The sequence below is a fragment of the Streptomyces sp. HSS9-12 genome, from assembly GCF_054963655.1.
The window spans coordinates 51,961-77,029 of the sequence record NZ_JBUEGC010000008.1 but is presented as its reverse complement, the minus strand read 5'-3'; the positions used below and the strand labels follow the sequence as shown (position 1 = coordinate 77,029).

21 protein-coding genes are annotated in these 25,069 nt (G+C 70.9%); 11 read left to right on the top strand and 10 right to left on the bottom strand.

The window, feature by feature from the left end:
- Nucleotides 1-100: 100 nt before the first annotated feature.
- Nucleotides 101-1,096, bottom strand: coding sequence for an Acg family FMN-binding oxidoreductase (locus tag ACY34J_RS06470; RefSeq protein ID WP_462725674.1), 996 nt, complete (start codon nucleotides 1,094-1,096; stop codon nucleotides 101-103).
- Between the two features lie 309 nt (nucleotides 1,097-1,405).
- Here ACY34J_RS06470 and ACY34J_RS06465 point away from each other — a divergent pair, with 309 nt between their 5' ends.
- The gene (locus ACY34J_RS06465) at nucleotides 1,406-1,690 is read left to right on the top strand and encodes a DUF1540 domain-containing protein (RefSeq protein ID WP_462725673.1); all 285 of its coding nucleotides are present in this window, start codon (nucleotides 1,406-1,408) and stop codon (nucleotides 1,688-1,690) included.
- 94 nt (nucleotides 1,691-1,784) lie between these two features.
- Here ACY34J_RS06465 and ACY34J_RS06460 read toward each other — a convergent pair whose 3' ends face one another.
- Entirely contained in the window at nucleotides 1,785-2,798 is a 1,014-nt protein-coding gene (locus ACY34J_RS06460) for a hemolysin family protein (RefSeq protein WP_462725672.1), read from the bottom strand.
- Entirely contained in the window at nucleotides 2,795-4,126 is a 1,332-nt protein-coding gene (locus ACY34J_RS06455; protein WP_462725671.1) for a hemolysin family protein, read from the bottom strand. Before ACY34J_RS06455 ends, ACY34J_RS06460 begins: the two co-directional genes overlap by 4 nt.
- Before the next feature lie 574 nt (nucleotides 4,127-4,700).
- Here ACY34J_RS06455 and ACY34J_RS06450 point away from each other — a divergent pair.
- The 3 genes from ACY34J_RS06450 to ACY34J_RS06440 all read left to right on the top strand — a co-directional run bounded on the left by ACY34J_RS06450 (nucleotide 4,701) and on the right by ACY34J_RS06440 (nucleotide 6,552).
- Nucleotides 4,701-4,919 (top strand): hypothetical protein, encoded by a 219-nt coding sequence (locus ACY34J_RS06450; RefSeq protein ID WP_462725670.1) that lies wholly within the window; start codon nucleotides 4,701-4,703, stop codon nucleotides 4,917-4,919.
- Nucleotides 4,920-4,992: 73 nt separating this feature from the next.
- Nucleotides 4,993-6,009 (top strand): sporulation protein, encoded by a 1,017-nt coding sequence (locus ACY34J_RS06445; protein ID WP_462725669.1) that lies wholly within the window; start codon nucleotides 4,993-4,995, stop codon nucleotides 6,007-6,009.
- 87 nt (nucleotides 6,010-6,096) lie between these two features.
- Complete coding sequence (locus ACY34J_RS06440) at nucleotides 6,097-6,552, top strand: tellurite resistance TerB family protein (RefSeq protein WP_462725668.1); 456 nt, start codon at nucleotides 6,097-6,099, stop codon at nucleotides 6,550-6,552.
- Nucleotides 6,553-6,613: 61 nt separating this feature from the next.
- On the opposite strand, the gene ACY34J_RS06435 is transcribed toward ACY34J_RS06440, so the two are convergent.
- Nucleotides 6,614-7,543, bottom strand: a complete 930-nt coding sequence (locus tag ACY34J_RS06435) for a M56 family metallopeptidase (RefSeq protein ID WP_462725667.1) — start codon at nucleotides 7,541-7,543, stop codon at nucleotides 6,614-6,616.
- A gap of 6 nt (nucleotides 7,544-7,549) precedes the next feature.
- Nucleotides 7,550-7,933, bottom strand: a complete 384-nt coding sequence (locus ACY34J_RS06430) for a BlaI/MecI/CopY family transcriptional regulator (RefSeq protein WP_462725666.1) — start codon at nucleotides 7,931-7,933, stop codon at nucleotides 7,550-7,552.
- A gap of 171 nt (nucleotides 7,934-8,104) precedes the next feature.
- Between ACY34J_RS06430 and ACY34J_RS06425 the strand changes: the two genes are divergently transcribed.
- The 4 genes from ACY34J_RS06425 (at nucleotide 8,105) to nhaA (ending at nucleotide 14,297) form a co-directional block, all read left to right on the top strand.
- The gene (locus ACY34J_RS06425; RefSeq protein ID WP_462725665.1) at nucleotides 8,105-8,359 is read left to right on the top strand and encodes a twin-arginine translocase TatA/TatE family subunit; all 255 of its coding nucleotides are present in this window, start codon (nucleotides 8,105-8,107) and stop codon (nucleotides 8,357-8,359) included.
- A 205-nt stretch (nucleotides 8,360-8,564) separates the two neighbouring features.
- A complete protein-coding gene (locus ACY34J_RS06420; RefSeq protein WP_462725664.1) occupies nucleotides 8,565-9,557 on the top strand; it encodes an Acg family FMN-binding oxidoreductase in 993 nt (330 codons plus the stop codon).
- Nucleotides 9,558-9,815: 258 nt separating this feature from the next.
- Entirely contained in the window at nucleotides 9,816-12,554 is a 2,739-nt protein-coding gene (locus tag ACY34J_RS06415) for a bifunctional acetate--CoA ligase family protein/GNAT family N-acetyltransferase (protein ID WP_462725663.1), read from the top strand.
- A gap of 408 nt (nucleotides 12,555-12,962) precedes the next feature.
- Nucleotides 12,963-14,297 carry a Na+/H+ antiporter NhaA gene (gene nhaA, locus ACY34J_RS06410; RefSeq protein WP_462725662.1) on the top strand — a complete coding sequence of 445 codons (1,335 nt, stop codon included), beginning with the start codon at nucleotides 12,963-12,965 and terminating at the stop codon, nucleotides 14,295-14,297.
- A gap of 160 nt (nucleotides 14,298-14,457) precedes the next feature.
- On the opposite strand, the gene fdhF is transcribed toward nhaA, so the two are convergent.
- Nucleotides 14,458-17,160 (bottom strand): formate dehydrogenase subunit alpha, encoded by a 2,703-nt coding sequence (gene fdhF, locus ACY34J_RS06405; protein ID WP_462725661.1) that lies wholly within the window; start codon nucleotides 17,158-17,160, stop codon nucleotides 14,458-14,460.
- Nucleotides 17,157-18,842, bottom strand: a complete 1,686-nt coding sequence (locus ACY34J_RS06400) for an NAD(P)H-dependent oxidoreductase subunit E (RefSeq protein WP_462725660.1) — start codon at nucleotides 18,840-18,842, stop codon at nucleotides 17,157-17,159. Before ACY34J_RS06400 ends, fdhF begins: the two co-directional genes overlap by 4 nt.
- A gap of 292 nt (nucleotides 18,843-19,134) precedes the next feature.
- Between ACY34J_RS06400 and ppk2 the strand changes: the two genes are divergently transcribed.
- A complete protein-coding gene (gene ppk2 / locus ACY34J_RS06395) occupies nucleotides 19,135-19,974 on the top strand; it encodes a polyphosphate kinase 2 (protein WP_462725728.1) in 840 nt (279 codons plus the stop codon).
- 25 nt (nucleotides 19,975-19,999) lie between these two features.
- On the opposite strand, the gene ACY34J_RS06390 is transcribed toward ppk2, so the two are convergent.
- The 3 genes from ACY34J_RS06390 to ACY34J_RS06380 all read right to left on the bottom strand — a co-directional run bounded on the left by ACY34J_RS06390 (nucleotide 20,000) and on the right by ACY34J_RS06380 (nucleotide 23,087).
- Nucleotides 20,000-20,467: a pyridoxamine 5'-phosphate oxidase family protein gene (locus tag ACY34J_RS06390; protein WP_462725659.1), complete on the bottom strand. Its 468-nt coding sequence runs from the start codon at nucleotides 20,465-20,467 to the stop codon at nucleotides 20,000-20,002.
- Between the two features lie 361 nt (nucleotides 20,468-20,828).
- Nucleotides 20,829-22,193, bottom strand: coding sequence for a nicotinate phosphoribosyltransferase (locus ACY34J_RS06385; RefSeq protein WP_462725658.1), 1,365 nt, complete (start codon nucleotides 22,191-22,193; stop codon nucleotides 20,829-20,831).
- A 69-nt stretch (nucleotides 22,194-22,262) separates the two neighbouring features.
- Nucleotides 22,263-23,087: a universal stress protein gene (locus ACY34J_RS06380; protein ID WP_462725657.1), complete on the bottom strand. Its 825-nt coding sequence runs from the start codon at nucleotides 23,085-23,087 to the stop codon at nucleotides 22,263-22,265.
- Nucleotides 23,088-23,641: 554 nt separating this feature from the next.
- On the opposite strand from ACY34J_RS06380, the gene ACY34J_RS06375 reads away from it, so the two are divergent.
- Both ACY34J_RS06375 and ACY34J_RS06370 read left to right on the top strand, forming a co-directional pair.
- Nucleotides 23,642-24,124: a hypothetical protein gene (locus tag ACY34J_RS06375; protein WP_462725656.1), complete on the top strand. Its 483-nt coding sequence runs from the start codon at nucleotides 23,642-23,644 to the stop codon at nucleotides 24,122-24,124.
- A gap of 80 nt (nucleotides 24,125-24,204) precedes the next feature.
- A complete protein-coding gene (locus ACY34J_RS06370; protein WP_462725655.1) occupies nucleotides 24,205-25,056 on the top strand; it encodes a hypothetical protein in 852 nt (283 codons plus the stop codon).
- Nucleotides 25,057-25,069: the final 13 nt, after the last annotated feature.

Genomic DNA, 25,069 nt, shown 5'->3' with positions numbered 1-25,069 from the left:
GAAGACCCTGCTGGGTACTACCGGGCGGCCGGCTGACCGGCGGCGCGGACCGTGACGGCCGTGGAGAGCCCTGGCTTCGTAAGGGCCGCCGAGGAATTGGCTACGGCTCGATGTCGAGCACGTCGCGCACAGGGCGGCGGGGTGTTCCGGGGCCCCGCGGACCGTATCCGAGACGCAGCACCATTTGCACGTAGCCCACCCCGGCGGACATCGGGTCGCGCAGTGGCCAGCGCAGATCAGGCCATTCGAGCGCTTGGGAGACGAACGAGCTGGACAGGTCCTTGAGCGTTGCTGTCAGCAGGACGCGCTCCATTGCCTGCCCCGCACGCAGCCAGTCTTCCGGCCGGTCGCGGGCCGTGCACAGCAAGGCCAGCTGAGGGGAGCTCTCGAACTCGGCGGCACCGCGATCGGCCACCGCTCGACGGCCGGCGAAATCGCGCATGGGGGCCTTTCCGCCGCGCTTCCGGGGCCCGAAGGCGTACTCGGGTACCCCGTCCGGTGCCGAGGCTGTCTCGACCACGCCGATGCGGGTCCAACGGAGCAAGTCCTCGTAGTTGCCACGGTCGAAAAGGTTGCGCGCCTCGCCCTCCTGGGACAGCTCGGTCATCCACCGCAGATGCCAGGGGGTGGGGAACTCCAGCTGTGCTCCTTCCAGATAGGCGGCACCGCGAAGGGCGTTCTGCACATCGGTGGGTATCCCTGTTTCCGCGAACGGATAGCGGCTGGTGTGCCGACTGTGCACCGCCGGGTGCAGCCGGCCGAGACTGCTCTCTGGGCTCGCGAGGCCGGTGAGCTGCACCGTGGCGAGCAGTGTCGGGTCGGAGGGGTCGGGGAGCAGCCGCGTCGCCGGGTGCCAGCCTCCGTGGGCCGCGGCCACGCGCAGGTTCAGCAGGGCCGCGCCGCAGCCGAGGTGGAGAGCACGGGCTTCGGGGTCGGCGTGCGGCATGACGCGTTCGAGATCCGCGCGAAGGTGGAAGGTGCGGCTGTTGCGGAAGTACTGGAAGTGCCACGGCTGCGCGTTGTGCATGGACGGGGCGGCCGCAGCGTCCTTGACCAAGGCCGTCACGGTCTTGTCGTCGACTGTTCGGGCGGGCACCGGAGCCTCCCTGCGGAGCTGTCGGACCTCCTGTACGGGTACGTCTCCACGATGGTCTGGCAGGACGCCGCCATGGCATGGGCCGAACGTCCCTGCCCGGCCGCCGACCGGTGCAATCGTCGCGGAAGGGGCGCGGCTCCCGGGCCGGTCGTTCCCGTCCTTCGGGTGAAGCTCCGTGGCATCCGGCCGCCGTGCTTGTGATCGCCATGAGTAACCGGGTCACCCTGAGTACTGGCGGACTCCTCCGCGGAGGAGCGCCGCAGGCCCGCAGATGTCAGATCCCGGTGGCTGAGAGGCGAGGAGAATCTCATGGAAATGCCCGTCGTGAACGAGTGCTCGGTGGAGTCATGCGCGTACAACCGGGAGCGGGAGTGCCATGCGATGGCCATCACCGTCGGTGATTCCCGCCACGCGCACTGCGACACCTACTTCACCGCCCCGCGCAAGGGCGGGGATCCAGCCGCTGTCGCTCATGTCGGTGCCTGCAAGATGGCCGATTGCAGACACAACAACAACTTCGAATGCCAGGCCCCGGGTATCGCTGTGGGCCCCCGGGAAGATATGGCGGACTGCCTGACCTATAGCCCTCGTTAGCCCTGACGGGCCGCACCGGGCAGTGCCGGTGCCCTGATACGGCAGTAGCGCCACCCGGAGTGCCATGCAAAAGCCGGCGAGGCGCCCCCTGGGCTCAAGCCGTCGGGCCGACGAGCTCGGACAGGACGTCTTCCATGGTGACGAAGCCGAGCACGGTGCCCTTGTCGCCGGTGACGGCAGCCAGGTGTGTACCGTCAGCGCGCATCGCGGTAAGGGTGTCGTCGAGCGGGGTGTCGATCTCGACGCGGGTCACGGCGTGTAGCGCGTTACGGGGGAACGGCTTGTGGCGTTCGGTGATGCCGAGGGCATCCTTGATGTGCAGGTAGCCCAGGACAACGCTGCCAGGCCCGAGGACCGGAAGCCGGGAGTAGCCCGCCGAGGTGGCCGCTCGCTCCAACTGGGCCGGGGTGATGGTGTGGTCGACAGTAACCATGCGGTTCAGCGGGACAAGGATCTCGCCGACCGGGCGGGTGCCCAGCTCCAGGGCGTCGCGCAGCCGTTCGCCATCGGCGGGGTCCAGCAGGCCTGCCTGGCTGGAGTCGGCGACGAGACGGGCGAGTTCGTCATCGGTGAAGACGGACTCGACCCTGTCCTTCGGCTCCACTTTCAGCAGGCGCAGCAGGGCGTTGGCGAAGGCGTTGATGGCGAACACGATCGGGCGCAGGGCTCGGGTGAGGGCGACCAGGGGCGGTCCGAGCAGCAGCGCGGTCGGCACCGGTGCGGCCAATGCGATGTTCTTGGGCACCATCTCACCGATGAGCATGTGCAGATAGGTCGCCAGGGTGAGCGCGATGACGAAGCTGATCGGGTGCACCAGGGCGTGCGGGACGTGGACGGCCTCGAAGGCGGGCTCCAGCAGGTGGGCGATGGACGGTTCGGCGACAGCCCCGAGGACCAGCGACGAGACCGTGATGCCGAGTTGCGCGGTGGCCAGCATGGCGGACAGGTGCTCGATGCCCCACAGGGTGATCTTCGCGCGTGTGTTGCCGGCCTGTGCGCTCGGTTCGATCTGGCTGCGTCGCACCGAGATCACGGCGAACTCTCCGCCGACGAAGAAGGCATTGGTCAGCAGGGTCAGTGCGCCGATGATCAGCTGCACGGTGGTCATCGGGCGTCCTCCTGCTCAGCCGGGGCAGCCATGGGGGCGGTGAGGCTGACCCGGTCTGCGCGGTGGTGGTCGACGTCAAGGACGGTGAGGGCCCAGCCGTCGAGGTGCACGGTGTCGCCCTCCTCCGGGATCCGTTCCAGGCGGGTGGCGATCAGACCGGCCAGGGTCTCGTAGGGTCCCTCCGGGGCGGCTAGGCCGATGGTCTCGAGCTGGTCGAGGCGGATGCTGCCGTCGGCCTCCCAGCTGGCGCGGCCGTCGTCGGCCGCGGGTGCGGGCAGCAGATCAGGGGCTTCGAGCGGGTCGTGTTCGTCTCGGACCTCGCCGATCACCTCTTCGACGATGTCCTCCACGGTCGCCACCCCGGCTGTGCCGCCGTACTCGTCGATGACCACGGCCATGGTGCGTTCGGCACGCAGGCGCTGCAGCAGGGTGTCGACGGGCAGGCTGTCGGGCACCCGCAGCGGCGGGGTGGTCAGGTCGGTGACGGGGGTGGTGGGGCGCTTGTCCTCCGCCAGCGCCAGGACGTCGCGGATGTGGACGGTGCCGATCACCTCGTCCAGGCTGTCGCGGTAGACCGGGAAGCGGGAAAGTCCTGTGGCGTAGGTGAGGTTGGCGGTATCCGCGGCCGTGGCGTGAGCTTCGAGAGCTTGCACGTCCACGCGCGGGGTCATGACGTTCTGGGCAGTCAGCTCGCTTAGGTGCAGGGTGCGCACGAACAGCTCGGCCTGGTCCTGCTCGATCGCGCCCTGGGCGGCGGAGTGCCGGGCGAGCGCCACGAGCTCCTCCGGGGTGCGGGCGCCGGCCAGCTCTTCGGCCGGCTCAAGGCCGAAGCGCCGTACGAAGCGGTTGGCGGTGTTGTTCAGATGCCGGATGAACGGAGTGAAGGCGGCGGTGAAGCCGCGCTGGGGGCCCGCCACCACCTTGGCAACGGCCAACGGGTGCGAGATGGCCCAGTTCTTCGGCACCAGTTCCCCGACCACCATGAGCATGACGGTGGAGACCGCGACCCCGAGCACGGTGGCCGCCGAGAGCGCGGCCGAGCCCAGGCCGATGGCTTGCAGCGGGTCCTTCAGCAGCGCCGCCAGTGAGGGTTCGGCGAGCATGCCGATCACCAGTGAGGTCACGGTGATGCCCAGCTGGGCGCCGGAGAGCTGGAAGGTCAGCCGGCGGACCGCCTTCAGCGCGCTGTCTGCACCGCGCTCGCCGGCTTGGGCGGCGCGTTCCAGTTCACCGCGTTCGACCGTGGTCAGGGAGAACTCCACAGCCACGAAGACCGCGCATGCCAGGGTGAGCGACAAAGCCAGGAGAAGCAGCAGGATTTCGGTCACCGCGCCAACCCCGTCTCGTGACTCAGCGGCTGGCGGGTTATGACACGGGTGGTACTGACAGGTTCACCCATTGCGGGCCTGCTGCTCCTTCATCTTGGAGGACCGGACAGGTCCTCATACGTGCTCGCAGGGAAGGGAAGTCTCCCCGACTCCATGGTAAAGAATATGTAAAGCGCGCTCGTCGAGTGGCCTTCACCAACTCGGTTGGGCGCGTCTTTTCGGACATTCCCCTACCGAGCGCCGGGATGTGACCCCGGTGGGGGGCGCCGCGCCTATGCTTCTACATGTTTGTAGAGCAGCGCGAGGGGCGGCCGTATGTTCCCGGCCGCCGTTCGTTCGGGGAACATCCCGCCGGGAGGGCGCGGCACGATGAACGGTGATCGAGAGGCCGATGTGACCGGCGATGGGCCAACGCGCCGCCGGCCGAACCGGTTCCTCACGGTGCGTCATGGCAGCCTGCATCCTCGCCTCGCGTCCGCCTCGTTCGGACCGTCCTGGAAGCCAGGCGGCCGAATACGCCGGCCGGGCAGCGCAGCGCGCACCGTTACGCACTTACAACCCTGGGAGGGCACAGATGGCTTCGATTGACCTGGAGAAGGTGCTGGACAAGGCGTGGGCCGACAAGCCGCTGCCGGAGGTCCTGGCTGCCCCGATTGCCGCGCTGAAGGGAGTCTCCGACCGTGACGGCGAGCTGCTCAAGGAGGCGTTCGGCGTCACCACGGTCGCAGACCTGGCCGAGCTGAAGTACGTCCGCTGGGCCCAGGCCCTGGCCGCGCTGGACGCGGCCAAGTAACCACAACTGGCGCGGTTCTGCTGCACGCAGCAACGCGCACTCGGATACACGTACATGAAGGAGTGAACGCCCGATGGTGTTCAAACGGCTGCTTGGCTCGCTCGGTGTGGGCGGGCCCACGGTGGACACGGTCCTCGACCCGGGCGCGGCCCTGCCCGGCGGCAGCCTGACAGGCCAGGTCCACCTCAAGGGCGGCAACGCCGACTTCGACATCGAGCACATCACCCTCGAACTCGTCGCTCACGTCGAGGCTGAGCACGAGGGCGGGGAAAGCCACGGCGCCGTCGTCTTCGACCGGTTCACCGTCGTCGGTGGCTTCCGCCTCGCCGAGAACGAGCAGCGCAGTGTCCCGTTCAGCGTCATGCTGCCGTGGGAGACCCCGGTCACCGAGCTGTACGGTCAGCCGCTGGGCATCGTGCTCGGTGTGCGCACCGAACTGGCGGTGGCCGGCGCGAAGGACAAGGGCGACCTCGATCCGCTGGCGGTGCGCCCGCTGCAGGTCCAGGAGGCAATCCTGGAGGCCTTCGGGCAGCTGGGGTTCGGCTTCAAGTCCGCCGACCTCGAACTGGGCCGCATCGGCGGCACCGGCCAGCAGCTGCCCTTCTACCAGGAGATCGAGCTCTCCCCGTCGCCGCGGTATGCGCACCAGGTCAACGAGATCGAGGTGACCTTCCTCGCCAATCCCGGCGGCATGGAGGTGGTACTGGAGGCCGACAAGCGCGGCGGCTTCTTCTCCTCCGGCCACGACGCGCTCACCCGCTTCACCGTCTCCCACGACGGCGTCGGACACCAGGACTGGAACGCAGTGGTCGACGGCTGGGTCCGCCAGCTGGTCGAGCACCACGCGGCCCACCGGGCGCACGGCTCCTACGGACACGGCGATCCGTACGCGGGCCACGGCCACTATGGCGGATCCCATGGCCACGACGACCACCATGGCGGCCACCACCGCTCCGGACCCGGCATGGGCACCGCCATCGCCGCAGGTGCGGCCGGCCTCGCCGTCGGAGTCGCCGGCGGGCTGGTGGCCGCCGAAGTCGTCGATGAGGTCGGCGACTTCTTCGAAGGCGAGGAGGAGGACGAGGGCTGAGCCCTTGAGCACACCCCACTGACTTCTGCACAGCTGCGGAGGACCGGGCCGACAGGCCCGGGCCTCCTGCCGAGACCCGGAGTGAACATGGCCCTGTGGGACCGCATCAAAGAGTCCGCCGCCACGATGCAAACGCAGCTCGTGGCCAAGAAGAACGACCTGAAAAGCGGCGCGTTCCGCGACGCCAGCATGGCGATGTGCGCGCTGGTGGCCGCCGCCGACGGCAGCATCGACCCGTCCGAGCGGCAGCGGGTCGCCCAGCTCATCTCCACCAACGAGGTGCTGCAGAACTTCCCCGCCGAAGACCTCCGGCGCCGCTTCGAGGACAACCTCGCCAAGCTGACCGCCGACTTCGACTTCGGCAAGGTCGGCATCCTGCAGGAAATCGCCAAGGCTAAAAAGAAGCCCGCCGAGGCCCGCGCCGTCATCCAGATCGGCATCGTCATCGGCGGCGCAGACGGAGACTTCGACAAAACCGAGCAGGCCGTCGTCCGCGAGGCCTGCTACGCACTCGACCTGCCACCGCACGAGTTCGACCTGTAGACCCCGCCCCCTCTCCCGCCTGGGGTGTGCCGGATGCACCCGCCCGCCCCAGGCGCTCGGGTCACAGTGGTGTGGCCGCCTTCAGCACAAAGAACAGCGTGACCGCCGAGTTCGCCGACGACAGCGCCGAGAACATCGTTCCCGCCGCAGCGGTCCAAGCCGCAAGCCCCACCGTGGTGAAGGCCGATGGCCACGTGCGAGCAGCGGGCGCCGGGCCCAGCAGGGCCGCCACCCGGCGCGGCACCGGCCCCGGAGCCGCGAAATGGGCCAGCGTCGCCGCCGGGGCGCCGCTGGAGACCAGCGCGGCCTTACCGACCGCCCGGGCCATCACCCGCCGACTGCCGATCATGCCGGCCGCCGCCTCGTCCGCCCACCGCTCGACGGTGTAGGCCACCGCAGTGCGCAGCGGGCGCAAGAACGGGTTCGCCCGCGCCGCCAACTGCACCAGCAGCAACAAGCGGTGGTGCCGGCATGCGAGATGGGCCCGCTCGTGGGCGAACAGCGCCCGCCGCTCCGCCCCTTCCAGGCAGGACAGCATCGCTGTGGACACCACCACCCTCCCCCGCCTGCCGGGCAGCGCGTAGGCGTACGGCACCTCGTCAGGCAGCACCGCCACTGGCGTATCGGGCAGGCCCACCAGTGCCCGTCCGACCCGGCGCCGCACCCGGTGATGCCGCCACAACGTCCTCGAACACGCCGCGAGCACGGCGAGCAGGGCTGGGATGGCGGCCTGGCCCGCGACCTCGTCGTACGGCACCGCCTCGCGCACCTCCTCATCCGACCAGCCATCCGGCAGCGGATTCCCAGGCAGTTGCGCGGTGCCCACCACCATCAACAAGGCCAGGCACACCGTGCTGCACACCGCCAGCACCCCGGCCACCACGGACAACAGCAACGTCGCGGTTCGCGGATGCAGATGCTGCTCGGCCAGCCGCGCTACCGGCCACGCCGTCAACGGCAGCACCAGCGGCAGGAAGACGAAGACCCCCATGGCCCGTTAGTCCTCCGGCTCCTTGGCCCGCTCCAGCAGCTCCCGCAGCAGCCGCTCATCCCCCGGCGGCAGCGCCGTCACGAACCGGGCCAGCACCGCCTCCCTGTCGCTCTCCCCATCCAGCACACGCCGCATCCGCAACGCTGCCAGCCCCGCCTCATCAGCAGCCGGGATCCACACGAACGACCGGCCCGCTTTCTCCCGCATCACCGCGCCCTTGGCCAGCAGCCGCGTCAGGATGGTGATCACCGTGGTGTAGGCAAGGGAGCCGCCGAGCCGTTCCTGCACCCACGCCGCACTCGCCGGCTCCGGTGCCGCCCCCAGCGCCGCCAGCACCTCCGCCTCCAGCTCACCCTGGCCACGCCGCCGCACACGCCTCTGGTCCCTCACCCCGTCTCCCTCCAGTGACGGCACGCCCTGCCGCCCCGCGGCCGGCGGTTCATCGTAGCCAGCCACCACGAAGGCACCCTAGCCCGTGACTTCTACAGTGCTGTAGATTCGCGGCGTCGCCCCCGGGGCCCAGTTCGGCGCCCCCGTCTCCTGCTGGAGGAGTCCTGCCCGATGTTCGGCCTCAGCGAACTCGCCCTCCTGCTCATCGTTGTCATCGTCCTGATCGGCGCCAGGAAACTCCCCGAACTGGCCCGCTCCGCGGGCAAGGCGGCCCGGATCCTCAAGAGCGAGGCCGGAGCCATGAAGTCCGGCAGCGATCAGGCCAAGGCCGACCAGACCGCCCCGCGTACGATCCAGGCCGCCCCCGGCGATGTCATCAGCTCGCCCACCGTGACCGACCCGGGTAAGGGCTCTGCACAGAACTGACCGGGCACATTTTCCCTCGAACCCGGCCGCAGGCCCTGACGCATGTAGCGGCACCGCCTTGCCCAGGTGGTGGGGACTCCAGGAACGGCGAGAAGACCAGCTTGGTGCAAGCCGCTGGAGGCCCAGCAGGCCTCAGCCTGTCCCCCGGCCTATCGTGGAAACCGACCCGCCGCCGCAGGCGGCCACCCGCTCCCCGAAGGGGGCCGTGCCGGTGCCACCTCTCGATTCGCAGACCATCACGGCCCTCGTCAAAGACGCTACGGCCGCCCCGTCCATGCACAACGCCCAGCCGTGGACGTTCCGCTTCTCCCGCGGTAGTGAGACCTTCCAACTCAGGGCCGACCTTGAGCGTGCCATGCCGCACACCGACCCCACGACACGGGGCCTGCACATCGGCGGTGGCGCGGCGTTGTTCAATCTGCGTGTCGCCGCCGCCCATGCGGGGTGGGAGGCGGAAACCCGGCTGCTGCCCGAACGTGGGGACCCGCAGCTGCTCGCGACGGTGCGACTGACCGAGCCCGTGCACCTCGAGGGCGACCTCATCCCCCTGTACGGGGCGATCCACCGCCGCCACACCAGCCGCCACCCGTTCACCGAGGAGCGGATACCCGAAGCCGTACGCGATGCACTGTGTGGCGCTGCCCGTCTGGAAGGAGCGCGGTTGGTCTTCCCCGCTGCCTGGCATGTGCAGTCGCTGCTGGACCTCGTCCACGACGCCGAGGGGCGCGACGCCCTGGACCCCGAAAGCTCCAATGAGCTGTACCGCTGGACACATGCCGGCACCGGGACATCCGAGACGGCGACGGAGGGAATCCCCGAGTACGCTTTCGGCCCCCGCAAACGGGACGGCAAGGCCCCGGTACGCGACTTCGCAGGCAGGCGCGCCGTACCCGGCCGCGATACGGCCACCTTCGAGACAAGGCCCCAGTTGGCCCTCTTGGGCACCCCCGACGACCAGCCACATGACTGGTTGCGAGCGGGCCAGGCCTTGGAGCGCGTTCTACTGCAGGCCACCGCGGACGGGCTGGCCACCTCCCTCACATCCCACGCCCTGGAATGGCCCGAGCTTCGCTGGGCCGTCCGCGATCCGCAGTCGGCGATGGGATACGTGCAGATGGTCTTGCGCCTTGGGTACGGCCCTGCGGGCACCGCGACACCACGGCGCCCGGTGGAGGACGTGCTCAGCATCGAGCCCTGATGGCAACGCGGAAAGGATCTCGACCGGGTGGAGCTGTCCTCGGACGGACATCGCTCCGACCGCGACGACGGACCGTTGTGCCTGCTCTCCGTAGGCCTCCGGGAGGCTCGCGAGATGCCGAACGGCGGCTCGGACGCACGACGGACATCGCGGGTGCTCCGCCGAGCCTGCACCGTGACATGCCCTGACTCGCCCTGAAAGCGAACAGGAATCCGGTCGATCCTGGATGTGGCGCCGCGCTGGAGACGAGAGGTCAAGATGGCGGAACGGCCAGTACACGCGCTGCTCGCGGATGGCACGACGGTACGGATACGGAACGCCACGCCGGGCGATGAGGCTGCCGTGCTGCGACTGTACGAGAAGATGTCGCCGGAGCACCTCCGGATGCGGTTCTTCTCGGTGAGCCGCCGCTCGGCGCAGCAGGCAGCCGACCGCATGTGCGCCCCGGACCGGGCCGGATACCGGGCCTTGCTGGCCGAGGCAGGCGACCAGATCGTCGGCCTCGCCGAATACGACGCGGGACCGGTTGCACCGCGCGGGCATGAGGCGGGTACCGCCGATGTCGCGCTCGCCGTGGCCGAGGGCTGGCATCACCGTGGCGTCGGCACCCTCCTCCTGGAACACCTGGTCGACGCTGCCCGCGAGGACGGCATCAGCGCCTTCACCGCTGACGCACTGGCCGAGAATTACGCAGTGCTCAAGGTCTTCTCCGACCTCGGTCTGAGCGTCACCCGCCGCCTCGAGGGCCCCGAGGTCCACTGCACGGTTCTGCTCACCGGGGACGAGCACTACCTGTCTGCGGTGGACACCCGGGGCAGCAGCGCCGACGTGGCCAGCCTGCGTCCGCTGCTTCGCCCGCACTGTGTGGCCGTGGTCGGCGCGGGCCGCAGGCAAGGCTCCGTCGGCCGGGCGATCCTGCGGAACCTCCGTACGGGAGGGTTCACCGGCCTCCTGCGCGCCGTGAACCCCCATGCCCACGCCATCGAGCGAGAGCCCTGCCATCTCTCCATCGCCGACGTGTCACCCGTGCCAGACCTGGCCGTTCTCGCCGTCCCTCCGCCGGCCGTGCCTCAGGTGGCCCAGGAGTGCGGGCAACGAGGCGTACGGGCACTGCTGGTGGTGACCTCCGGGCTGGACGCCCGCCAGGGAGCGGACCTGCTGGCGACCTGTCGCCAGTACGGGATGCGCCTGGTCGGCCCCAACTGCCTCGGCATCGCCAACACCGAACCGGCAGTACGCATGGACGCCACCTTCGCCGCAGGGCGGCCGCTGTCCGGCACGGCGGGAGTCGCCGTGCAGTCCGGCGGCGTCGGAATCGCCCTCCTCGACGGACTGTCGCGCCTGGGAATCGGCGTGTCCACCTTCGTGTCCCTGGGCGACAAGTACGACGTCAGCGGCAATGACATGGTGCAGTGGTGGGAGAGCGACGGGGTGACCGATCTGGCGCTGCTGCATCTGGAGTCGTTCGGCAATCCCCGGGCGTTCTCCCGTACCGCCCGGCGCGTCGCCCGGCGGATACCGGTCCTGACCGTCGACGCCGGCCGCTCGGAGGCGGGCCGCCGCGCCGCCGCCTCGCACACGGCAGCCGCCGCCACGCCCACCATGACCCGCCAGGCGCTCTTCACCCAGGCCGGGATCATCGCCACCCGCTCCATCGGCGAACTCCTCGACACGGCCGCTCTGCTGCACTCCCAGCCGTTGCCGGCCGGTCGTTCCGTTGCGGTCGTCAGCAACGCGGGTGGCGCCGGTGTACTGGCCGCCGACGCATGCTCCGAGGCCGGCCTGACCGTCCCTCCACTCGGCGAAGATCTTGCGGCGGAGTTGCTGAAGCTGCTGCCCGCTGGAGCCGGTGCGGACAACCCCGTCGACACCACCGCTGCCGTCTCCGAGGAGCAACTAAGGGCGTGTGTGAACCTGCTCGCGGGAGGTGATGCCCCCGGCCGGGGGCCGGAGAGGGACGGAGACTCGCGGGCCGGTCCCATCGACGCCGTCCTGGTGGTGCTGGTTCCCACCGCACTCGCGTCGGCGACCGGTGACCGTCTCAGCCGAGCCCTCACCTGGGCTGCCGGTCCACGGTCCCGGACGGTCGCGGCCGTCCTGCTGGGCCAGCCCTCGGGGGTGGAACTGCTGCCCGCCGAGGACGGGGCCGTACCGTCGTACTCCGACCCGCAGGCCGCGGCCCGCGCCCTGGCGAACGCTGCCGCCCACGGGCGGTGGCGTGCCCAGCCACCCGGCACCGTGCCGGAACTGCGCGGCGTCGACCCCCGGGGTGCCGCGGCCATCGTCGCCCATTACCTTGCCGAGCATCCCGAAGGCGGCTGGCTCGAACCGCGCACCTGCGCCGACCTTCTCGGCTGCTACCGCATTCCACAACTGCCCTGGGCCTGGGCCGAGGACGAGGACGCCGCCGTCGTGACGGCGGCCCGGCTCGCCGGAGCCGACGGACGCGTGGTCCTCAAGGCCCATTGGCCCGGCCTGCTGCACAAGAGCGAACAGCACGCGGTTCACCTCGATCTCCAAGGCGAGTCGCAGGTGCGGGCCGCTCACCGGGACCTGGTGACCCGTTTCGGCGACCGGCTTTCCGGGGTGGTCGTCCAGCCCATGGCCCAGCGCGGTCCGGAACTGGTCGCCGGGGTGGTCCAGGACGAGGTGTTCGGCCCGCTGGTGCTGTTCGGGCTCGGCGGCACCGCCACCGAACTCCTCGCCGATCACGCCGCCCGGCTGGCGCCGCTCACCGACCGGGACGTCGATGCCCTGATCACCTCCCCGCGCTGTGCGCCGCTGCTCTTCGGCTATCGCGGCGAGGCGCCCGCTGACCTGGAAAAGCTCGAACAGCTGCTGCTGAGGCTCTCCCGGATGGCATGCGACCTGCCGCAGCTCGCGGAAGCCGAACTGAACCCGGTTGTGGCACGGCCGGACGGCGTCACCGCCCTCGATGTCCGGGTACGGCTGCTTCCCCGCCAATCACACGACCCCTACCTGCGCCGGCTGCGCTGACCGGACCAGGCGTGCTGATCCTCACCGCACGGCCCCGCCGCTCTGGTGGCCTCCTGCCAACCTCCCCGAAGGCGCGTCGCCGGCGGGCTGATGAGTGCCTGTTCCTGAAGCCGTCCTGCCAATGTGCCGATGGCAATCAATCAGACTCAGCTCCGGATCGCCTTCTCGGCTGTGGTCAGGATGAATGCTCGCCCAGGCCGGCGAGGACGCTGACGGTGACGCAGAGCGATGAACCGTCTCGGCCGTGATCCGCCGGCCGTTTGCTGGGCCGGGTTTGGGCTGGGCTGGGCTGCCGGTAGGGTGTATGGAACGCGTCAGGGGATGGCGCGGGGTGTGCCGGGAAGTCTGGTCGGCGTCTTTGAGGGGCCGTAGTGGCCCGTTGCCGAGGTCCCGGAGGTTCACCGCATCATGGCTGCCGCCCCGCGTTCCCGTCCGCCGTTTCTTGGTCTTCTTCCGCTTCCCGAGCGGCAGGCTGTTGCCGGGGCCCTGCGGACGGAGACGGTCGGTGGCCTGGTGCTCCTGGCCGCGGCCGTGGTGGCGCTGGTTTGGGCCAACAGCCCGTGGAGCGGCAGCTACGAGACGGTACGGGACTTCCACTTCGGTATCGCGGCCCTCGGCCTGGACCTGAGCGTCGGGCACTGGACCGCCGACGGGCTGCTGACGGTGTTCTTCCTGGTCGCCGGAATCGAACTCAAACGCGAACTGGTCATCGGCGAGCTCCGCAAACCCGCGACCGCCGCACTGCCCATGATCGCGGCCATCTGCGGCATGGTCGTCCCCGCCGCCCTCTACGCCCTGACCGTCGGTGTCGCAGGCGGCAGCATGAGGGGATGGGCGGTGCCGATGGCGACCGACATCGCCTTCGCCCTCGCGGTCCTGGCCGTGATCTCCACCCACCTGCCGACGGCCCTGCGGGCCTTCCTGCTGACCTTGGCAGTGGTCGACGATCTCGGCGCCATCCTCGTCATCGCCGTCTTCTTCACCTCCGACCTCAACCTGTTCGCGTTGCTGGGGGCCTTGGCGGGACTGGTCGTCTTCTACCTCCTGCAGAGGTTCCGGGTGCGGGGCTGGTGGTGGTACGTGCCGCTCGGCATCGCCATCTGGGCGCTGATGTACAACGGCGGCGTGCACGCCACGGTCGCCGGCGTCGCGATGGCCCTGCTGCTGCGCACCGCCAGGGACGAGGGGGAGAGCGAGTCGCCGGCTGAGCGGACCGAGCACGTGCTGCGGCCGCTGTCCGCAGGTGTCGCCGTGCCGCTGTTCGCCCTCTTCGCCGCCGGCGTCAGCGTCTCCGGCGACGCCCTGGGCCAGGTCTTCACCTCCCCGGAGCCGCTGGGCGTGGTCATCGGCCTGGTCGCCGGGAAAGCGTTGGGTATCTTCGCCGGCACCTTCCTGGCTGCCCGCTTCACCCGGGCCCAGCTCAATCCCGAGCTGGCCTGGGCCGACGTATTCGGGCTGGCCACCTTGGCAGGCATGGGATTCACGGTCGCCCTGCTCATCGGGGAACTTGCCTTCCCCGGCACTGCCACCGGCGAGCACGTCAAGGCCGCCGTCCTGATCGGCTCCCTGGTCTCAGCCGTGCTTGCGGCGGTGCTTCTGCGCCGCCGTAACAGGGTGTACCGGCGTCTGTCCGAGGAAGAGAACCTGGACACGGATGCAGACGGCATACCCGACGTCTACCAGGGCCGTCAGCAGCCAGATGCCTCAACTTCCCCTCCCGGTCGGCAGGACGGGCGCAGCTGATGGGCAGGCGGGGAGGCGACACCTCTTGCGCCCATGGTCATCGTCGCCGACCGGCCACCGCAGGCCGGGCCCGAGCCCGTCGACCGCCGACAACTCCGGCCACGCCTCCGGCCACGCCAGGAGGCTGCGGCTTACGACACCGCTTCGGGAGGCATCAGGATCAGGCACTTTGAGCGCGGCGCGGGGCGACCCGTACGGCTGTGACCTTGTATTCGGGGCAGGACGTTGCCGTGTCCGCGTGTTCGGAGGTGAGGCGGTTGACCCCGCTGGCCGGGAAGTGGAAGGAGCAGAAGACCTGGCCAGGGGCTGTGTAGCCGCCGATCCGGGCAGTGAGCCGGGCGCGGCCGTGGCGGCTTTCCACGGTGACCGGTTCGCCGTCGGTCAGCTTGTACCGGGCGGCGTCGGAGGGGTGAAGGTCGAGGAAGTCCTCCGGGTCCAGGCGGAGGTTGTCGCCGCGCCGGGTCATGCTGCCGGAGTTGTAGTGGGCCCAGCGTCGCCCGGTGACCAGGATCATCGGGTAGTCGTCGTCGGGCTGTTCGCCGGGTGGGAGATACGGGACGGCGGCCAGGTGGGCCCGCCCGTCGGCGGTGGCGAACCGGTCGCGGTAGAGCGTGGCCTCGCCAGGGCGATCGGGGTCCCGGCAGGGCCACGGGATCGCGCCCTCACGGTCCAGGCGCTGGTGCGAGAGTCCGGCGAAGACGGGGGTGATGCGTGCGCACTCGGCGAGCGCGTCGGCCGGGGTGGGGCAGCCGAGGTCGACGCCCAGGGCGGAGGCGACCGCGTGCAGGGCCTCGAAGTCGCTGCGGGCCTCGCCCGGTGGCCGCACCGCGGGGCGCACCCGCTGGAATCGACGGTCGAAGTTGACGAAGGTGCCGTCCTTCTCCAGCCAGGATGTTGCGGGCAGGACGACGTCGGCACGGCGGGCGGTCTCGGACAGGAACAGCTCGTTGCAGATGACCAGAGGGCAGGCGTCCAGGGCCTCGGCCACCCGGTTGCTGTCGGGGTCGGTGGCGCACACGTCCTCGCCGATGACCCACAGCGCCCGCAGGTCTCCGGCCCGCGCCGCCGCGAACATCTCGGGGATGCGCAGCCCTGGGCGGGCGGGTACCGGCACGCCCCAGACGGCCTCGGCGCGGGCCCGTACCGCGGGGTCGGTGACCTTTCCGTACCCGGGCAGGGTGTCGGGCAGTGCGCCCATGTCGGAGGCCCCTTGGACGTTGTTCTGTCCGCGCAGGGGGTTGACGCCGCAGCCGCGGTCGGTGCCGACCGCTCCGCGCAGGATTGCCAGGTTGGCCAGGGAGCGGACGCCGTCGGTGCCGTGCAGATGCTCGGTGACGCCGAGGCCGTAGACGATGGCCGGGCGTTCGGCCCTTCCGTAGAGCCGGGCGGCTTTGACCATGTCTTCGGCGGGCACGCCGGTGATGTCCGCCACGCGCTCGGGCGGGTAGTCGGCGAGCAGAGCGGTGAGTTCGGGCAGCCCGCCGGCCCGCTCGCGCAGGAACGCCTCGTCCACCAGGCCCTCGGACAGCATGACGTGGGCGATTCCATGGCAGAGGGCGACGTTGGTGCCGGGGCGTGGCCGCAGATGGACATCGGCGTGCAGTGCGAGTCCGACCGCGCGTGGATCGGCGACGATCAGCCGCGTACCGCGCAGAACGCGGTGGAGCAGCCGTGCGCCGACGACCGGGTGGGCCTCGATGGGGTTGGCGCCGACCACCAGCAGGCAGTCGGCCCGCTCCACGTCATCGAAGGTGTCCGTGCCGCCGGCCAGGCCGAAGGAGGCGGTCAGTCCGGACGCGGACGGGGAGTGGCACAGCCGAGAGCAGTTGTCGATGCTGTTGGTGCCGATCGCGAGGCGCATGAACTTCTGGAACAGGTAGTTCTCCTCGTTGGTGGCGCGTGCGGAGGAGATCGCGGCCACCGCCTCCGGGCCGCCCTCCGCGATCGCCGCCCGCAGACCCCGTGCGATGTGGTCGAGGGCCTGCGCCCAGCTCACCGGTTCAAGGCGCCCGTCCCGCCGCAGCAGAGGACGGGTCAGACGTTCCGGTGAGCGGAGGTAGCCGCGCGCGAACCGGCCCTTGACGCACGCGTGTCCGCGGTTGACCGGGCCGTCCCGGTCCGGCAGCACCGCGGCGATCTCGCCGTCCCGGGTGACGACGTCCAGCGAGCAGCCGACGCCGCAGTAGCCGCAGGTGGTACGGGTCACGGCGGCATCCGGGCGGTGGGCGGAGGTCAGCCCGCGCCCGGGGGCGGGCTCGGTGATCGCCCCCGTGGGGCAGGTGTCCACACAGCCCCCGCAGGCCACGCAGTCGGACTCGGCCCACGGGCCACCGGTGCCGGGCGCGACCACGGTGTCGGCGCCCCGGCCCACCAGGGTGAGCGCGAAGGTGCCCTGCACCTCGGCGCACATCCGAACGCACCGCCCACAGGCGATGCACAGGTCCCGGTCGAGATGCACATACGGATGGGAGTCGTCACGGCCTCCGCCCCCGGCGCCCTGGGCCACCTCGGACCCGATACCCAGCGACCGGCAGACGCGCGCCAGTTCACTGCCCTCGGCGTCCAGGGCGTCAAGAGCACGGGGCGGCAAGGCGGAGACGATGACCTCCACCGCCTCACGCCGCAGCGCCCGCAAGTCGTCGGCGGCCGTCTCGACCGCGGCCCCCGCGACGGCCGGAGTGACACACGACGCGATGACCTTCCCGTCGGCCCGCACCAGACACGCACGGCAGGATCCAGCGGGGCTGAACCGGTCGTCGTAGCACAGCGTGGGCAGCTCGATCCCCGCCGCACGCACCGCCATCAGCAGCGAAGCACCATCCGGCACAGTGACGGCCGAGCCGTCGACCTCGACTCCGATCACTGCGCCCACCCCGCCATCCGGTCTCCGTAAGCGCGGGCGAGACTCCGTACCGCGGGCGGGATCCGACGTCCGAAGGCGCACAGGCTCGCCTCGGCCAGGACGTGCAGCAGGCGCCCGTACTCCTCTCCCGGCGGCACACCGGCGGATGCCATCTCCAGTCCCCGGCGCGAACCGACACGGCAGGGCGAGCACGCGCCGCAGCTCTCGGCCTCGGCGAATCCCCAGATGTGCCGCAGCACATCCTCCGGCGCCACGCGCTGGTCGAACGCGACCAGTCCGGCGTGGCCGAGCGCAGCGCCTCGAGCCGCGAGGGCGGTTTCGGTCAGCGGCACATCCAGCGCGTCAGCGGCCAGGAAGCCGCCGAGCGGCCCGCCGACCTGAACAACCGTCAGCTCGGCACCGTCTTTGAGACCACCGCCCAGCTCGGTGACGATCCGCCGCACCGGCGTGCCGAGTTCGACCTCGTACGCGCCGGGCCGCGCGAACCGCTCCGACAGGCAGACCAGCTTGGTCCCGGTCTCGGCCGGCGTGCCGCGCCGGGCGTAGGCAGCTCCGCCACGGCTGACGATCCAGGGGACGGCCGAGAGCGTCTCCACGTTGTTGACCACGGTCGGCGCATCCCACAGACCGCGCTCGGTCGGGTACGGCGGGCGCGGCCGTGCGCAGCCCCGGCCTCCTTCCAGTCCCGCGATCAGCGCCGTCTCCTCGCCGGCCACGTAGGACCCGGCGCCTGAGACGACCCGTACGTCCAGATCCGTGGAAGTGCCGTGCACCCCTTTTCCGAAGTAGCCCTCGGCATACGCCTGTCGGACGGCCTCGCGCATGCGGGAAAGGGCCTGCGGATACTCGGAGCGGACCAGCACCACGCCCTGCCGGGCACCGCAGGCGAAGCAGGCAAGGGCCAGTCCTTCCAGCACTCTTGCGGGGTCGCGCTCCATCAGCAGCCGGTCGGCGTATGAACCCGGGTCGCCCTCGTCCCCGTTGACCACGACGACAGTGCCGGGGGCGCGGCCCGCCGCAGCCCACTTCGCGGCCACCCGGAAACCCGCGCCGCCACGGCCCCGCAGCCCGGCGGCGGCCACCTCCTCCTGCACCTGATCAGGGCTGCCGTCGGTCACCGTCCGCGGCCACACCTGCCAGGCCGGTTCACCGGACACCACACCGCCCAGCAGGACCGGGTCACCGGTGTCGTCGGCCGCCGGAATCTCTGGCGCCCGCGGCTGTTCCCGCCCCGCCAGCTGAGCGGCCAGCGTCGGCCCCGTGCAGGGCGTGTCACCGTCGAGAGCGGCGGGTCCGGTGTAGCAGTACCCGAGGCAGCGGACTGTTTGGAGCGATGTCTCCCCGTCCGGCGTGACTGTATCGGCGGCGACGCCCAACTCCCGCTCCACCTCGGGAAGATGTCGGCCGGCCTCCGCGGCGAAGCAGGCCGCGGCCGCGCAGACCCGTACGTGGCGGCGACCGTGCGGCACGGCGAGATCCGCGTAGTAGGCCGCCGGGCCAAGCCCCGCGGCAGCCGGCAGGCCCATCCGCCGGGCGATGTCGGGGGCCCAGGCCTCGGGGCTGTCCGTCGTCCCCGCCCGGGCTGCGGCCAGTGTTTCTACGAGCTGCCCTCCGGGCCGCCCGTGCCGGTCGGCCAGGGCCCGGAAGGCATCGAAGGGCTCGGAAGCGCCGACGGTGGTCATGTCTCCATCGTGGAGGTGATCACATGGGGCCGCATCCGGGGACCGGCGCCCGTGGCTGTCGTGGTGGGCCGTTCGGACGCACGGCGATGGCAGCGCGCCGACAGCCGGGCAAGCTCCCCGTGGACGCGAAACACCATGACGCGGAGCACGGCGCGGCAATCGGATACGGCGGCCTGCGCGCGAAGGGTGGGCGGCTCACCGCCGTACCGGCCATGCTGGTCACGTCGGCCGGTCGGCGAGGGAGGCGAGCACGGTGCCTGACAGGAAGCGGACCAGGGGCGATACATCGAAGATCAGCGCGTCGGCGGACGAGGACAGGCCCGACCTCCTGCCGACGGCCGTCTACCGGCGAGAGCTGTCCCGTCTGCAGATTGAGCTGGTGAAACTCCAGGAGTGGGTACGGGCCGAAGGCAAGCGGCTCGTCGTGGTCTTCGAAGGACGCGACGCCGCCGGCAAGGGCGGCACCATCCAACGGGTTACCGAGCGTCTCAATCCCCGTGTCGCGCAGATCGTCGCACTGCCGGTGCCGACCGAGCGTGAGCGCACCCAGTGGTACTTCCAGCGCTACGTCGAGCACCTGCCCGCCGCCGGCGAGATCGTTCTGTTCGACCGCAGCTGGTACAACCGCGCCGGCGTCGAGCGGGTCATGGGATTCTGCACCACCGATGAGCACCAGAGGTTCCTCCACCAGTGCCCCACCTTCGAGCGGATGCTCGTGGAGGACGGGATCCTGCTGCGCAAGTACTGGTTCTCGGTGAGCGATGCCGTGCAAGAGGAGCGTTTCCGCAAGAGGCTGGAAGACCCCACGCGGCGCTGGAAGCTCTCCGCGATGGATCTGGAGTCCATCACCCGCTGGGAGGCGTACTCCAAGGCCAAGGACGAGATGTTCGCGCACACCGACATTCCCGAGGCGCCCTTGTACGTCGTGGAGAGCGACGACAAGCGCGCCGCGCGTATCAACATGATCGCCCACCTGCTGTCGACCGTGCCGTACAAGGACGTCCGGCAGCCTGATCTCCGGCTGCCGCCCCGCCCGCCGTCCACCGGGTACAAGCGTCCCCCGAGGCAGCTCCAGACCTTCGTGCCAGATCACGCCGCCGCGCTTGTGAGCCAGTCCGAGCCTGCGCCGTAGCGCGGTCGAGCCCGGAGCGGGACGGTCACTGACCACTCTTGGGACGCCCGCCAGGGGCGGCCTGTCCCACATGGCTTCCCTGCCCGCTGCCGCCAAGGACGCGCCCCGTCACCAGGTCGGGAGCGATCCGGATGAAGGCCTCCTCCAGCGCAGGCACCCATGCGCGCAGTCCGACCTCCCGGAGCTGTTCCCGTTCCCGCTGATCCGTCACCAGGTCGGCCCGGCCGGTCACCAGCACGCTCCACCCGGTGTGCGTCGACTCGTCGAACCGGTCCGCCTCGAAGGCCACCGTGGCCCCGTCGACGGCACGGGCCATACGGGATGTGGCAGAGGTGCGCAGGACTACGGAGAAGTCATGGTCCAGGGCGAAATACACCGGCAGGGCGACAGGCAGCGCGCCGTCCGTGTAGACGATCCGACCGATGGGCACGAGCGTCAACAGGCGCAGGCACTCCTGCCGGCCCACTTCCCGCAGACCATGTTGGCGGTCCATGCCCTCATTGTCGGTACGGTCTGCCCGCCAGCGGTAGAAACCAACTGGGGGAAGCACAGAGCGTGTGCAGCAACGAGTGCCGACGGGTTCGGTGGCGGCCCGCCTGCCCCGGGCGGTGGAAGGCATGGTGGACGTCGAGTGCCATGTCACCGGTGAATACGGCGTCGCGGACCGGCCGGCGGGAAGCGTGTCCTTACGGCAACAGTGCCGATGTCCAGCCGGCGTGGATACGGCGTCCCGTGAGGCGTTTGGGTTCGATGGACACCCAGAGCGGGCAGTCGCCTCCGGCCCACGGCGGGGTGTGGGCTCGCTCGGCCAGCCGTCGCAACTTAGGCTCGGGCCGACGCGGTTCAGGCGCGGTTCACTCCCGGGCGGGGCTGTGCCGCCGTGCGGTGGCCGGAGCCAGGACTTCCTCCGCGATGCGCCGGCGTACCCGGTCGGTGAGTGCGGCCAGCCGCTCGGAGGGAACCGCCCGCGGGGCGACCGGGTCCTTGATCAGCCGGGCCGCTTGGGGAAGTTCGGTCAGATCGGCGGCGAACCGGGCCCGTGCCTCGTCCAGCGCGGGGCGCTCGCCGGTGCGCTGTCCCTCCCGCATCACCGTCTCCAGCAGCGGTCGGCCGCCTGGCGGCGGGTGCTCGTCGCTGAGGCAGATCACGTCGGCGTATCCGGGGCACCGGAAGACTTGTTTGGGCCCTGGTGCCGTCACCTTCGCAGCGGAAAGTTTCATCACCGGTCGGCCGTCGAATTCGACCATCTTGTAGGCCGAGTCCAAAAACGGGGCGTCAGCCGAGACACCGACCCGGGTACCGACGGCGTAGACGTCGATCGGTGCTCCGGAACGGACGAGCTCGTCCACGGCGAATTCGTCCAGGCCGCCGCTGGCGATGATCCGTACTTCGGGCAGGTCCGCGGCATCGAGGATGGCCCGGGCCCGTCTCGCCAGAGCGCCGAGGTCGCCGCTGTCCAGCCGGATGGCCGAGCCGGGACCGCGATCCAGGTCGCGTAGCACGCGCGCCGCTGTGCGGACTCCCTCGTCGGTGTCGTAAGTGTCCACCAGGAAGGTCAGCGGGCCGGGGTGAGTCCGGGCGAAGGCGCGGAACGCCTCCTCCTCCGTCCCGAAGGCCTCCACGTAGGAGTGGGCCATCGTGCCCACGGCCGACAGCCCCTCCGCGGTCGCCGCCGCCACGTTGCTTGTCCCGGCAAAGCCCACCATCCCGCCCAGCCGGGCGGCCTGGAACCCGGCCTGCGGGCCGTGGGTCCGCCGCAGCGAGAAATCCACGACCGGACGGCCCGCCGCAGCCAGGACGCACCGAGCCGCCTTCGAGGCGATCGCCGTCTGATGGCTGAGCTGATTGAGCACATACGTCTCGACCAACTGCGACTGCGGAAGCGGGGCGGTCACCTCCAGCAGCGGCTCGCCCGCGAGCACGATCCGGCCCTCCGGCACCGCTCGCACCTGCCCGGTGAATTCCAGGCCGAGCAACGGCTCCAGGTCGCGAGCCGGACGGTGCAGCGCGGCGGCGAAGGCCTCGACGTCTTCCGGACCGACGCGGAAGTCCGACAGGAAGTCCAGTGCCGACTCCAGCCCCGCGCTGACCAGGAAGCCGCGGTCGGGCGGCAGGGCGCGGACGAAGAGGCTGAAAGTCGCGGGAGCCGTCATCTCCTCCCGCAGATACGACATCGCCATCGTCACTTCGTACAGATCGGTGGTTGTCGCATCCGACATCAGCGGCACCTCCTCAGCACCGGTACGGAGTAACGCGCCGCGGAACCAGTCGGTCCACTGCCTCAACGGTCATATCCGTGGCACGACGGCTGTGGGGCACGGCGCGTGATGCAGCACGCCGTGATTGACCAGGCCCAGTTGCAGGCCGAAGTGGCCGCGCCGCCTGCGGGCTCCGACGACGAGCAGGTCGGCTTCGGACGCTGCTTCCAGGAGCGCCTGACGTGCCGGTCCCTCGACCGCCCTACGGCTCACCGGAACCCCCGGGTATCGCTCCGAGTGGCCGTGCAGGGCGTCGTCGAGGACCTGTGGCGGGGCTCGCCGACGGGATTCGGGAGGGATCCCCGAGACAGACAGTCGTTCAGAGGGACCGCTGATTGCGGTATGCCAGGCGTGCACCGCGACCAGGGCGCATTGCCGTACCTGAGCTTCGCGGAACGCGAACTGCGCGGCAGTGTCGCTGCCCTCCCCGTCCTCGATGCCCACGACGACGTTCCCGAATCGGGTATCCCGGTGCTCCACCGCGCCGCGCACCACGATCACCGGGCAGTCGGCACGGGCGGCCACGGCCAGGCTGACCGAGCCCAGAAGGAGCCCGGCGAGGTCGCCTCGTCCTCGGGCCCCGAGGACGAGGGCGAACGCGTTACGGCCCTGCCCCGCCAGGGCGGTCGCGGCATCCTCGTGCAGCACCTCACTCGACAGCTGCACCGCCGGGGCGCACGCACTCGCCCGCACCGATGCCGAGGCGATGATCCTGTCGGCTGACTCGCGGTTCGGGGCAGCAGCGTGCACGAGGCGCAGCGGCACCCCGTGGCGGACTGCCTCGTTGGCGGCCCACTCCACGGCCTCGAAGCTGGCCTCGGATCCGTCGACCCCGACCACCAGGGGGATCGCCACTGCTCCCAGCTCCTCCTCGTGCCGTTCTGCGCTCTCAGCACCTCTGCGGCACTGTCACACCGCGGACCGCATGAGCCGATGGGCGATTCGGGGTACTTCTGGATGTGGGCCGTCCTCGCCCGATGTATCGGCTCAGAAGCCGCGTACCCATTCCCGTCGGACCCGCACGGCCCCACACGGCGTCCCGCTGGCACCCACGGGACGACAGTACGCTCTTGAGGGCCGATCGACGGAGGCAGTCGTGACCGAGCCAAGGCGTCACCGTAGGCCTCGACGGTTCGGCCGAGAGCCTGGCCGCTGCCCACTGGGCCGCCGGCCAGGGCCCACCGGCGAGCCCGGCGGAAGCACGGACCCGCGATGGCACCGCGCCTTGGCCGTGTAACGCATGCGGCCGTACACCACGCGCCCTGCCCGGTCGCCGTGGTTCCGCACGACTGAGCCACCGGCAGGCGCGGGGGAAGGCCGCGCCGCGCCTGGAGAGCGCTTCCCTCCGGCGCGACACGGCCACTGCCCCTGTGGAGACTTGGATCAGAGGCTACCCCTGAGGAGCGCTCGTGGCCGGATTCCGGGATTTCCTGATGCGCTTCCGCCCAGTCGGCACGCCCGGCAGGGCGGCGCCCGGAGGTGTGCCCGTAGACCGCTCCGCGCAGTTGGCGGCCGAGGTTCAACTCCCGCTGTCCCTGCTGGAGCGGGCCGAAGCCGAGGCGGCGGAGATCCGTGAGCGGGCTGCCCGCACGGCCGCACAGAAGCGGCAGGAGGCCGAACGACAGGCCGAGGCGATCGTCGCGGAAGCGCGTGCCCGCGCAGGGGACGTACGAGCGCAGAGCACAGAGCGGGTACGCCAAGTCGCCGAAGCCGAGGCAGCGGAGATCCTCACTGCCGCAGAGCGCGAGGCGGTGGTGGTACGGCACCGGGCAGACACCCGGATGCCCGCCCTCCTTGAGCGCATCTCGGCGCTCGTCGTCGAGGAGATCGACGGCTCGAGACCCTCCACGCAGCCCGGCACCGGCCGGAAGCCGCGGAAAGGCGGCCGGTGATGGGCGCCGGATGGGTAGCGGGTGTCACCCGTTCCAGAGCCATGGCGTCCAGATGCCTGGGCCCCCAAGGCGTCCGGGAAGTGGCTGCCGCCCGGGCTCTTGACGACGCCCTGCACTATCTGGGCGCCACCGCCTACCGGCACGACCTCGATCCCCAGGCGTCGCTGGCCGACAGCCAGCGGGCCGTCGCAGCGACCCTGCTGTGGCACCTGAGGGTGCTCGCCGGCTGGCAGCCCCGCCCGGGCGCTGAGGCCATCCGCCTGCTCGCGGCCGGATTCGAGATCGCCAACGCGGAAGAACACCTGCGGATGGTGTCGGGTGCGCAGCTCCCCGGGCCTCGCCGGCCCTACCGGCTCGGTGCGCTCGCAATTGCCTGGCCCCGGGTGGCCCGGACCGGCTCGCCGCCGGAGCTGCGGGCCGCACTGGCCACCTCGGTCTGGGGCGACCCGGGAGCCGACTCCGCTGCTGCGGTGGGCACCGGCATGCGAGTCTCCGCCGCGGTGCGCACCGCTGCCGCCCTGCCGGAGGCCGTGCGCTGGGCGGCGGGCCGACTGGCCCTGCTGGTCGGCCGCGAGGTGTTCGTCCTCGGTCGCCTGCTGACGGAGCCGTCCGCCCTGCGCGCGGGCCGACTGCTCGGCTCCGAGGCCGTGCGCGCGGCCACGTTCACCGACTTCCGGCACCACCTGCCGGCCCCGGCGCGCTGGGTTCTGGACGGGATCGACGAACCGGCGGATCTGTGGCGCGCGGAGGCGCGGTGGTGGGACAGTCTGGGGCAGGACGGTTCCGAGCTGCTGCGCAGGTCCAGCTGGGGCCCGGCACCGGTGGTGGGCGCCGTCGCGGTGCTGTCGACGGATGCCTGGAGGGTGCGCGGGGCACTGGAGCTGGCCGCGCGCGGCGGCGGACCGACGGAGGCGTTCGATGCTCCGGGCTGACGTCGCAATCCCT

What these genes read in the sequence shown, in the direction of transcription:
- ACY34J_RS06465 (WP_462725673.1), top strand. Translation starts at nt 1,406, where the DNA reads ATGGAAATGCCCGTCGTGAACGAGTGCTCGGTGGAGTCATGCGCGTAC.
- ACY34J_RS06460 (WP_462725672.1), bottom strand. Translation starts at nt 2,798, where the DNA reads ATGACCACCGTGCAGCTGATCATCGGCGCACTGACCCTGCTGACCAAT.
- ACY34J_RS06450 (WP_462725670.1), top strand. Translation starts at nt 4,701, where the DNA reads ATGGCTTCGATTGACCTGGAGAAGGTGCTGGACAAGGCGTGGGCCGAC.
- ACY34J_RS06445 (WP_462725669.1), top strand. Translation starts at nt 4,993, where the DNA reads ATGGTGTTCAAACGGCTGCTTGGCTCGCTCGGTGTGGGCGGGCCCACG.
- ACY34J_RS06440 (WP_462725668.1), top strand. Translation starts at nt 6,097, where the DNA reads ATGGCCCTGTGGGACCGCATCAAAGAGTCCGCCGCCACGATGCAAACG.
- ACY34J_RS06435 (WP_462725667.1), bottom strand. Translation starts at nt 7,543, where the DNA reads ATGGGGGTCTTCGTCTTCCTGCCGCTGGTGCTGCCGTTGACGGCGTGG.
- ACY34J_RS06425 (WP_462725665.1), top strand. Translation starts at nt 8,105, where the DNA reads ATGTTCGGCCTCAGCGAACTCGCCCTCCTGCTCATCGTTGTCATCGTC.
- ACY34J_RS06415 (WP_462725663.1), top strand. Translation starts at nt 9,816, where the DNA reads ATGGCGGAACGGCCAGTACACGCGCTGCTCGCGGATGGCACGACGGTA.
- nhaA (WP_462725662.1), top strand. Translation starts at nt 12,963, where the DNA reads ATGGCTGCCGCCCCGCGTTCCCGTCCGCCGTTTCTTGGTCTTCTTCCG.
- ACY34J_RS06400 (WP_462725660.1), bottom strand. Translation starts at nt 18,842, where the DNA reads ATGACCACCGTCGGCGCTTCCGAGCCCTTCGATGCCTTCCGGGCCCTG.
- ACY34J_RS06390 (WP_462725659.1), bottom strand. Translation starts at nt 20,467, where the DNA reads ATGGACCGCCAACATGGTCTGCGGGAAGTGGGCCGGCAGGAGTGCCTG.
- ACY34J_RS06385 (WP_462725658.1), bottom strand. Translation starts at nt 22,193, where the DNA reads ATGTCGGATGCGACAACCACCGATCTGTACGAAGTGACGATGGCGATG.